The 11,239-nt window shown below is 30.1% G+C and carries 6 protein-coding genes and 1 pseudogene; 6 read left to right on the top strand and 1 reads right to left on the bottom strand.

Annotated elements, in window-relative coordinates; genetic code table 11:
* Positions 1-874: hypothetical protein (locus tag EAI80_RS13460; protein ID WP_161220327.1), on the top strand; the 874-nt coding region annotated here is incomplete at its 5' end.
* Between the two features lie 35 nt (positions 875-909).
* Here the strand turns inward: EAI80_RS13460 and EAI80_RS09665 are convergent.
* The gene (locus tag EAI80_RS09665) at positions 910-1,926 is read right to left on the bottom strand and encodes an ATP-binding protein (protein ID WP_129981847.1); all 1,017 of its coding nucleotides are present in this window, start codon (positions 1,924-1,926) and stop codon (positions 910-912) included.
* 174 nt (positions 1,927-2,100) lie between these two features.
* Between EAI80_RS09665 and EAI80_RS13960 the strand changes: the two genes are divergently transcribed.
* The 5 genes and pseudogenes from EAI80_RS13960 to EAI80_RS09645 all read left to right on the top strand — a co-directional run.
* Positions 2,101-2,232 carry a hypothetical protein gene (locus EAI80_RS13960; protein ID WP_255452567.1) on the top strand — a complete coding sequence of 44 codons (132 nt, stop codon included), beginning with the start codon at positions 2,101-2,103 and terminating at the stop codon, positions 2,230-2,232.
* Positions 2,233-2,659: 427 nt separating this feature from the next.
* Positions 2,660-4,000: a glycoside hydrolase family 1 protein gene (locus EAI80_RS09660; RefSeq protein ID WP_129981846.1), complete on the top strand. Its 1,341-nt coding sequence runs from the start codon at positions 2,660-2,662 to the stop codon at positions 3,998-4,000.
* A 15-nt stretch (positions 4,001-4,015) separates the two neighbouring features.
* Complete coding sequence (locus EAI80_RS09655) at positions 4,016-5,029, top strand: LacI family DNA-binding transcriptional regulator (protein WP_129981845.1); 1,014 nt, start codon at positions 4,016-4,018, stop codon at positions 5,027-5,029.
* 86 nt (positions 5,030-5,115) lie between these two features.
* Positions 5,116-10,734 carry a discoidin domain-containing protein gene (locus EAI80_RS09650; protein ID WP_129981844.1) on the top strand — a complete coding sequence of 1,873 codons (5,619 nt, stop codon included), beginning with the start codon at positions 5,116-5,118 and terminating at the stop codon, positions 10,732-10,734.
* A 264-nt stretch (positions 10,735-10,998) separates the two neighbouring features.
* Positions 10,999-11,239 (top strand): annotated as a pseudogene (locus tag EAI80_RS09645) (hypothetical protein); the annotation flags it as partial.

Below are 11,239 nucleotides of genomic sequence, written 5' to 3'. Positions count from 1 at the left end.
AGATATCGCAAATAGAAGTATATCTATATATCACTGGAATTGGGATAAACCAGTTGAATATGTTACAAGAGAATCTGAACGTTGTGGTAATAAAAAAATTACTAAGTATTTTCTCTTAAGTGTATTTCCTGATGGGAGCATGGATTACTATAAGATTGAGGATGATACTTCAGAACTATATCAGAGATATGAATCTGTCTTTACAAATTATAAAAGTTCTGTTTTTGAACCAGAATTATTGATTTCTACTCAAGATTATCAAGCTTTAATAAGTGATAGTAAGATGATGGTTTTACCTGATTTAAAAGAACTTGATTTTAGACTCAATGCATATAGGAAAGATAAAGAAATTTCCAAGAGTAAACTAACACGTCTATTAAAGTCTTTTGTGGAAACAAATGAAGAATACAGAGAAGAAATAGAACGTATACTAAAGAATTTAAATAAAAACACTTATCAATATCAAGAGGTGGTTAGAAAAGCATCTAAAGCTGGTAATCCACCACTTATTAATTTAGCTACTTCTTTAGGAAGAAAGTTTGTAAAACATTGTAGAGATACTTCTAGAGTAGTATTTAATCCATGTCTTAAGAGTGATGTTGTAAAGGTATTTCAGCATATTTATACTTTGAAGGATGAGGAGGATTCAAAGAAGTTATACTATTATGTTGGTAAAAAGGAGCCTATGAAGTTTACTCTTGTCAATGCATGTCATATTCGTAGAATAACAGTGCTAGAAGGAGCATTAGATGATGACTTTAAGAAGTTCATCTTTGATCAATTAAGTGTGAATTTCATTAGAAATAATGATTATACAGTAGTTCCATTCTTGAGAAAATATATAGAAGAATTCAAGAAACTGAATAGTCAATAACAAAACTAGGCTGTAGCGAATCTAATCGCTGCAGCCTATTCTTCCAACAACCAATCTATGATATTAATTACCTTAATACCATTATAATTTCCAAGTGTATATCTATCTAAAGTAAGGATTATTTTCTCATAATTGTCTTCAATTAGTTTTAGAGGACTAATCTCTCTGTTAAAAGTATTCTCGTCCACAAGTGATGCAGTAACTTGTATATAAGTGTAGACATCATTTCTTTTCGCAATGAAATCAACCTCTGCAAGTCCACTTCGTCCAATATTTACAATATATCTTCTTCTTAGAAGTTCTATATATACAATATTTTCAATCATGAATCCTAAATCATAAGATTGCTTTGGGAGAATACAATTTAGAATTCCTGGATCTACAGTATAATACTTCTTATTAGACTTTAATACTTCCTTGCCTGATATATCCATCACTTCAACAGGATAATAAAGGTATGACTCACACAATGCTTCCATATCTTTCACAATCACAGTATTATTTATTCCTTCTAGATACATATCAATTTGTTCTTTATCCAGTTGTATTTGATTAATATAGGGGAAACTACCAGTTTTCATATATTTCTGAAAAGCTTCTTCTTTATCAGTTCCAGGTTTATATATTTCTTTAAATGATAAAGGAAGAATATGTATTTCTATATATTGACTGTTTAAATGTGTGATTGGATGCTTGGTGGATCTTACAATATAGATATCAATATTCTCTTTTACATAAAGGCTATCTACAACTTTTCCATAAGAAGGAACATTCTGTATTTCATCTAAGAAAACATAAATCATTTTGTTTTCTGCTAATCTATCTTTGATATATTGGTAGAGTTTATGATAATCTAGCAACTCTTCATACTCTAGGTCATCAAAGTTAATAGAAATGATTTGTGATTGATCAACACCGCTATTTAATAAATATTTTTGATACATTTTTAATATCGTAGTTTTTCCACAATGTCTAACTCCACTTACCAATTTTATTATATCTTTATCTTTCCACGATACTAATTGATTTAAATATGCTCTTCTTTCCATCATGATATTCACCTTTATTCTGTTTGAATTATATCATAATATTTTCTTAGGTTTGATTTATGAATACAAATTCACAAAGTTACATTAGTGTTCAAATTTGAGAACACCTTATGTTTGATTCCTGTTTACAGAATGTTGCCAATAAGAGAAAATAAAAAAGAATAAGGAGATACACCAATGACAGAAAAGAAAACATTAGAAGAACTTATACAAGATTATAATGAGTGTAAAGAAATATTTGGTGATGCTGATTTTACCAGTATTATGATAGCAAGTTCAATTTGCGATACATATTGTAAAAGAAAATAATATGATAAGGCATCGGAATATGCCAAAAAAATTATGAAGCGAGTTTAAGGGAATATGGTGTTGATGAAATTACGACATTTGATTTACTGGCTAAACTTATAAAATGTTATGAAAGAGCAGGAGATAGAAAATCTATTGATTCTGTTGTTGATGAATATTATAGAATTCGAGAAGAGACTCTAGAGATTGAAATACCAGATTCAACGGATGATGATATTCTATTCTAACGCTCATGAGTGTTAAATGAGCGTTAGAAAGTTAAAAACCGCATAACTAAGCCAATAACTCAACAAAATAGTGAGCGTTAAAACGTATTAAATGAGCGTTAGAATAATATATACTATTTCTTTTCAAGTGTTACTTCCTTGAAATTCAAGTATAGCCTTAATAGAATTAAATAAGAATATAAATAAAGGAGTTAGTAAAGATGCTAAGAAAAGATTTCTTATGGGGTGGTGCAGTGACTGCCCATCAGAGTGAAGGTGGATATACTGAAGGAGGGAAAGTTCCTGCAGTATGTGACTTAACAGTTACTGGTAAGTTCTCAGACTTTAAAGATGGTATTGATGCTTATCATAGATACAAAGAAGATTTTGATTTATATAAAGAGTTAGGCTTTAATGCATACCGTTTCTCTTTAGACTGGTCTAGACTTATGAGTGATGAGAATACATATAATGAAGAAGGTTTTGCTTTCTATGATGAATTTATTGATGAACTACTAAAGAGAGGGATAGAACCTATTCCTACACTCTATCACTTTGAGATGCCTGTATTCTTATATGAGAAATACAATGGTTTTGCGAGTAGAAAAGTAGTGGATATATTTGTGGAATTATGCAAGAAGATTGTAGATCATTATAGTGACAAAGTTAAATACTGGATTATCTTCAATGAACAGAATGGAATACTACAGAAAGGTCCAAAGATGTTCTTTGGTGCTGTATGTTCTGAAGGAGAAAACCCTATTACTCTGGATCATCAAATTATGCATAACACTTTAATCGCGCATAGTTTGATAAACGAATACATCCATCAAAAAGGAGGGTATGTTTTAGGTATGGCCACTATTGTACAAAGCTATCCTGAAACATGTCACCCATTAGATACATTAGAATCTATGAAAGCCCAAAGTGAAGCATTTGTATTTCTAGATGTCTTTGCGAGAGGACACTATAACAATTACTTCCTAGCAAATATGAAACTAGAAGGTACTATGCCAGTTATAGAAGAAGGAGACTTTGAAATACTTAAGAAGGGTAAGACAGATGCTCTTGCGATAAGCTATTATATGTCTACTATTAGTCATTATGGTGAAGATAGTTTGACTAATGTAGAAGATGTAGTCATCAAGAAGAACCCTTACTTAGAAATGTCTGAATTTGGCTGGACAATAGATCCTATTGGTTTACGTATTACTTTAAGACAACTCTATGATAGATATGAAATGCCTATGTATATTGTAGAAAATGGTTATGGATATGATGATCAATTAGTAGATGGAACTATTAATGATGATTATCGTATTGATTATATGAGAAAACATATTGAAGAGATGAAAAAAGCTGTAGAAGAAGGTGTAGATTGTAGAGGATACTTATCTTGGGGTCCTATTGATATCTTAAGCAGTCGTGCACAGATGAAGAAGAGATATGGTTTTGTTTATGTGAATAGAGATAATGATGACTTGAAGGATATGAGAAGAATTAAGAAGAAGTCATTTGAATGGTATAAGAATGTAATAAATAGTAATGGGGAAGTGCTATAAACAAGGGGTGAGAACATGAAAGTGACTATGAAAGATATTGCGAAAGAATTGAATATCTCTATTAATGCTGTATCGATTGCATTAAATGATAAGCCAGGTGTAAGTGAATCAATGCGTCTAAAAATATTAAGAACAGCTGATAAAATGGGATATATTAATGAAAAACATCATTATCTTTCAGTCTTTTCTAAATCTAATATTTGTATTCTTATGCAGAGCTATTATGCAAATACAGGACATTTTTATTCTATTGTCTTACGTTCAATCGTTGAACGTGCTAAAGAATTAGGTTATATCTCTATTTTGAATTATTTTGAAGATAACCAATTTGAATTTCCAGATTGTATTATAGATAGAAAAGTAGCTGGTATTCTAGTGGTTGGTAAAATATCGGATCAGAATTTAAATCAGTTGAAAAATACAGGTATTCCTGTAGTTCTTGTGGATTATACATCACTAGGAGATACATGTGATTGTGTTTTAACTCACAATAAACAGGGAGGGTATTTAATCACTCAATATGTTCTTGATAAAGGATATAAAAGAGTTGGATTTTTTGGAGATTTAGAATACTCTTTAAGCTTTTCTGATCGTTTTATGGGATATAAACAAGCTTTAGTAAATAGAAATACTATATCTGATATAGAATCATATATAAATCAATACTCCATCCTACATGAAACAGAGAAATATGTATTAGAAAACGATGTTAATAGCATTGTATCATTACTTAAAAAAAGTGAATTACCTGAAGTTTTTGTATGTGCTAATGATTCAAATGCATTTATATTGTTGAATGCTTTGACCTTAATGAATATAAAAGTACCAGATCAAATAGCTATTACTGGCTTTGATGATACACCTCTATGTGATAAAACAATCCCTAAACTTACTACTGTTCAAGTACAAAAAGAATTAATGGGAGAAATTGCGGTCAATAAACTTATAGATCGTATTCATCGTGAAAACGATGTTCAAATGACTCAATTATTATCTACTAAAATAATTGAAAGAGATTCAGTAAAATAATAATTATTCAAGTTAATCCAAATTGAAATTAAAGTATATGAATGGCATTCTATAATTAGAAAGCGATTACAAAAGGAGGATTGGTGATGAATAAAGTAGTAAAAATAATGATTTCTTTGTTTGTTGTATTCACAATGTCACTATCAAATGTGCAAGTGATATTCGGATTAACATCTAACGAAGAAATAAGTATGATCAAGGGAAGGCTAAAGGAACATTTCTTATCTTTAGATACGATTGATGATGGTTCTAAAGTTGAAACATGTTATGTTTCTAAAGCAGTCGATTATCTAAAACTTATAAAAGAAGATGGTTCTTTTGATGATGTTAATTATAAGGCAAATAATAATGCTGCAAATGGAGCAGCATGGTCTCCTTATCTGGCATTAGATCGTCTTCAAGCTATTTCTATAGCTTATAGTAAAGAAGGGAATGTCTTATATAAAAAGCAGGAAGTAGTAAATAAACTAGAGAAAGCTATAAAATATTGGGCTGAACAAAATCCTCGTTCAACAAACTGGTGGGAAAATCAAGTAGGCGTACAGCTTCGTTTTTCTAGAATGGCTCTATTTCTAGAAGATGTTGTAGATGAAGATACAGAAAATATCATGTTAAAGAAGCTTTTAGAAAAAGTACCAGTTAAATATGGAACAGGTCAAAATAATCTATGGTTTGATCAAAACTATCTTTATTATTATTTGTTGACAGAAGATTCTGAACATTTACATGATATGATCAATAATTATCTAAGTTATTGTTTAGTCACACAAAAAGATGATAAAACATCTGAAGCTGTACAAGTAGACAACAGTTTTTATATGCATGGTAAACAGTTTTATTCAAATGGTTATGGAATGTCTATGTTTAGAGATATGAGTTTCTGGATTTATATGTTCAGAGATACTTCATTTTCATTAGGAAAAGATGTAATTAATCGTATGGCTGATTATATGATTAATGGAACAAGCTGGACAATTAGAGGAGATATTCAAGAATTATATTTAGGTTATCGTGAATATAAATATTCAGTTGGTTACAAAAATTATGCAGCTGAGTATATTGAGCCATTAAAAAGAATGATTGCTTCTGATAAAACACACGCTAAAGAGTATCAGGGAATTTTGAATAATATTGAAAACCCACAGATCACAAATGGTAAAAATGGAAATTATTATATGTGGAGATCAGGTTATGCATCTCATATGAGAAATCATTATGGTGTTAATATAAAAATGGATTCCAATGAAATCATTGGAGGAGAATGGAGAGGAAGCTGGCCTAATGGAAATAAAGGTCAACTCATTTATTGGACTTCATCAGCATCATCTACTATTAGTGTTGATGGTGATGAATATACTACTGTTTATCCAACTTATGATTGGGCACATTGTCCTGGAACAACAACTGCTGCAAGATTAGTGCAGGATTATTCTAATTCAGGACGTTTTACTAACGGAACAAGTCATACTATTGGTGTATCGAATGGACAGTATGGTGCATGTGCTTATGCAATGGATAAAAAGGGAACTCAAGTAAAGAAAGGATATTTCTTCTTTGATGATGAAATTGTAGCATTGGGTTCAGGTATTACATCGAGTGAATCAGTTGAAATCCATACAACACTTAATCAGGCAAAAGCTGATAATGTTTTAGTGGATGGAGATGTTATCTCTCAAGATACTACTAAAACTATTAAAAATAGTAAGTGGATTTACAATAATAAAGTTGGATATGTTTTCCCTGATGAAACAACAGTGACTGTATCTAATGCATATCAGAAAGATAATCCTTCTTTATGGGCAGAAGAAAAGAAGGCTTCTACTCCAAGAACATTTAAGGCATATATTAATCATGGAATAAAGCCTAGTAATCAGTCATATTCTTATATTATTTTGCCCAATAAGACAAGTAAGAAGGTTTCAGAATATGCTGATAATAATCCTGTAGCTATTGTTGCGAATAATGAAAATATTCAAGCGGTTAGAAATGAAAATCTTAAACAGACACAAATCAATTTTTACAAAGCAGGGACATTAGAATATAAAACAGGATATAAAGTAACGGTTGATCAGCCTTGTAGTTTAATTATTGATGAATCTGAAAATCAAAGAAAAATCACTCTTGCAACATCAGAAAGCCAAAGTAATACTACTATTCAAGTTAAACTTGATTATGGTCAAACTACTACAAAAACTGATTTTATTACGCCATCAGCACCTTATACAGGTTCATCTATGACGTTAAATGAAGATGATAGTAATTTGTACAATGCTAGTTCATCTTTATCACCACATGATGTCAAATCAGCTTTTGATAATGATATGAGTACTTATTGGCAGAGTAAGTCTAATGATGAAGAATGGATCAGCTTTTATGCTGGTAATAGTTATATTTCAGAATTAAATATCAAATGGGGAGATCATTATGCTTCAGATTTTGATATATATACATCTAAAGATGGTAAAACATATACTTATTTAAAATCAGTGACTCAAAATGTGAATAATTATACTGTCAGCATCGGTGGCATATACCCTTATATAAAGATAGTAATGAAGAAAACTAAGGGTTCTTATTATCAAATTAAAGAAATAAGCTGTAAAAGTCAGGATGCATTAACATATAAGAAACCTGTTGAAGTAAGTTCTCAATACAATGATGAATTAAAGAAAGAGAATGCTGTTGATGGCAATACAAATACACGATGGGGTTCAAAGAGAGATAGTAATGATAACTGGATTATTGTAGATTTACAGAAGAACTGTTCAATTAAGGCTTTAAATATTTTATGGGAAGCCGCATGTTCAGATGAATATAGTATTGAGATTTCTTTAGATAAGAAAAACTGGACTACTATAAAAGATAAATTAAAATCAAATCAATCATTATATGATCAATATTTATTTGATGATAATGTTTATGGTCGTTATTTAAAAATACATTCTACAAAAACTAGAATTGTTAATGGAAAGAATTATGGAATAAGTATATATGAACTTGTTGCGTATGGTAATGAAGAACAAGAAGATACGAATTATAGTAATATCGCATTAAACAAATCAGTAGAAACAAGTTCACAATATAATGATGAATTAAAGAAAGAAAATGCTGTTGACGGTGATATAAAAACACGTTGGGGATCAATTAGAAACAGTGATGATAACTGGATTATTATTGATTTAGAACAGTATTCAAAAATTAATAAGATTCAAATTGATTGGGAAAATGCCTGCTCAGATGATTATACAATAGAAGTATCTGCTGATAAGAAAACTTGGCAGGTTGTTACTGAAACAAAAACAAATGCATCATTAAGTGATATTCATACATATGATTCATATATTTATGGTCGATATCTTAAAATCCATTCTTATATAACACGCCGTGTAAATAATAAGAATTATGGTATCGGTATTAATGAAGTAGCAGTATATGGTGATAAATCATCAGTAGTTAATGAAAATCAAAACATTGCATTAAATAAACCTTCATATTCATCTAGTATTTATAAGAGTCAATATGGTTCTGAAAAAGCATTTGATGGAAGCTTAGATAAAACATCAGGTAAAGAATCAAGATGGGTTTCTCAAAGAAGAAAAGATAATTCTGGTAAATATGTTGATTATCAATGGATTTATGTAGATTTACAGAATTATTATGATATTTCAAAAATAGTTTTAAATTGGGAAGCAGCATGTGCTAAAAGTTATAAAATCCAGATTTCTTCAAATGGAAAAAACTGGAAGGATATTACTTCAGTAAGTGATGGAAAAGGTGGAAAAAGAGAATTTGACTATACTGACCAAACAGTAGCTAGATATGTAAGAGTAGAATGTCTAGAACCTTCTACTGTTTATGGTTATTCATTATGGGAATTTGAAGTATACGGTAATAGAGTGAAACAGCCAAAGACTATAAATTTAGCACTAAATAAGAAATCTAGTGCATCTAGTTCATATAAAGCACAATATGATTCTTCCAAGGCATTTGATGGAAGTGAAGATGCCACTTCAGGAAAGGAATCTCGTTGGGTTTCTTTAAGACAGAAAGACAATAAGGAAGATGTTTCAAACCAATGGATTTCTGTTGATCTTGGTGATTATTACAATGTTAATGAGATTAAGTTAAATTGGGAAGGAACTGGTGCAGAGGAATATAAGTTACAGGTTTCTTTAGATGGAGAAACATGGACTGATATTACACATGCACAACATTCTAATGGTGGTATTGAAACATATAATTATAATGGTGTAACAGCTAGATATGTGAAAATGCAGGGAATTAAACCTAACAGTATTTATGGGTATTCATTATGGGAATTTGAAGTATATGGAGATCCACTTGATAAATGTGAACTAACAAATTTATATTACATGAATGTTAATATGGATACTTCTATTTATACACCAGAAACAAAGGAAAGATTCAATCAAGCATTGAATAATACCTACAAGGTGATCAATGGAAATGTTGATTCTTCTACGATATTAGAAACAAAACAAGAGTTACTAGATAGTATTAATAATTTGAAATTATTGGCTAATTTTGATTATTTGGGTAGTTTAATTAAAGAATGTAAAAATCTTGATGAATCAGTATATACACCTGCTACTTTTGAAGAATTGAAAGATAAATTACAAAAAGCTGAAATGATCTACAATGATAAAAATAGTAGTCAGGAAAAAATTGATTCTATTTGTGAGGAACTTGTTGAAGCAAAAGATAAATTGATTTTCAAGAGCGATAAAACAGATTTAATTGCATTGATTGATGAAGTGAATAAGCTTGATTATTCATTGTATTTAGATGTTTGTATAGAGGAATTAGACCTTTATTTAAATAAAGCACAAGAAGTAATAAATGATGAAAATGCGAATGAAGAATCTGTCTTAGAAGCATATAAGAATTTGTCTGATGCAAAAGATCATCTTGTGACTAAAGAATCTTATGAACATCTACATGAATTGATTACAAAGGCATTAGACATTGATGAATCTAAATATACAGAAGAGTCAATTAAATTACTTACAGACAAAAGAAAGCAAGCTGAAGAAGCTTATAAAGAATCTGTTCCTCAATATGACAAGGTACAAAAGGCAATATTAGAATTAGAAGGTGCTTTAAATGCTTTAGAAAAGAAGATTGATTACTCTCAGTTATTAGCTATTATTGGTAAAGCTGAATCTATTGATCAAACAAAATATACTCCTTCTTCATTGTTGAGAGTGAATAATGAAGTACTTAAAGCGAAAGCACTCATAGATAAAGCTGATGTTACTCAAGAAGAAATTGATGAAATGGTTAATATCTTATCAGAGGCTATTGATCATCTTGTTTTAAAAGCAAATAAGACAAAACTTCAAGAGTTGATTTCAAAAATTGATGCTTTAGACATGAGTAAGTATGAAAATACGGATTCTTTAATTACAGTATTAAATCAAAGTAAAGAAGTATTAATGAATGAAGAAGTTACACAAAGTGAAGTGGATCAAGCTTATGAAATGTTGAATGCTTCATATAAACAGTTTAAACTTAAGTCTGATAATATTGAAATAACAGAAATACCAACTCAGAATACAAATAAGACTGATAAAAATGAACAGATTAAGACGGGTGATACCACTTATATTAATATGATTGGATGGTCTTTATTGATTATGATGAGTTGCTTAGGAATATTCTTTATAAGAAAGAAAGTATATTAAAAATAAATAATATAAAGAAGATGGTTGCGAAATAGCGCCATCTTTTTTTACGTCAAATGCGTTAATAAATTGAGAATATTAGCTATATAGTGCTGATTCTCCGTAAGAGCCAAATAATATAGTGGATAGAAATAGACCTCATCATGTTAGATAATTAAAGTGTTTTTAGATACTAAATTTGCTATATATAGTGTTTTTAGCCACTAAATTTGCTATATGTAGTGATTTTAGCACTAAATTCACTATATAGAGGATGGTGAGATTATGGATATTCAAAGCATTAATGATGATATCAAGACCAAGCAATGGGTGGAAAGGATTAAGGAGTGCAGGGAAAGTGGACTACCTGTCAGAAAATGGTGCAAGCAGAACAACATATGTGAGCAGACCTACTACTGCTGGCTAAAGAAACTGCGAAAGATGGCAATCGAAACAGGTGCTGTACAAGCTCCATCATTTGTCTCCGTTGATCAGAGCACACTTGATAAACAGAACATAATCATTA

It is taken from the genome of Catenibacterium sp. co_0103, from assembly GCF_004168205.1.
Lineage (GTDB): Bacteria > Bacillota_I > Bacilli_A > Erysipelotrichales > Coprobacillaceae > Catenibacterium > Catenibacterium mitsuoka_A.
Note: the sequence above shows the minus strand (reverse complement) of the source record. Positions and strands in the feature narration are given on the sequence as shown.

What these genes read in the sequence shown, in the direction of transcription:
- EAI80_RS09665 (WP_129981847.1), bottom strand. Translation starts at nt 1,926, where the DNA reads ATGATGGAAAGAAGAGCATATTTAAATCAATTAGTATCGTGGAAAGAT.
- EAI80_RS13960 (WP_255452567.1), top strand. Translation starts at nt 2,101, where the DNA reads ATGACAGAAAAGAAAACATTAGAAGAACTTATACAAGATTATAATGAG.
- EAI80_RS09660 (WP_129981846.1), top strand. Translation starts at nt 2,660, where the DNA reads ATGCTAAGAAAAGATTTCTTATGGGGTGGTGCAGTGACTGCCCATCAG.
- EAI80_RS09655 (WP_129981845.1), top strand. Translation starts at nt 4,016, where the DNA reads ATGAAAGTGACTATGAAAGATATTGCGAAAGAATTGAATATCTCTATT.
- EAI80_RS09650 (WP_129981844.1), top strand. Translation starts at nt 5,116, where the DNA reads ATGAATAAAGTAGTAAAAATAATGATTTCTTTGTTTGTTGTATTCACA.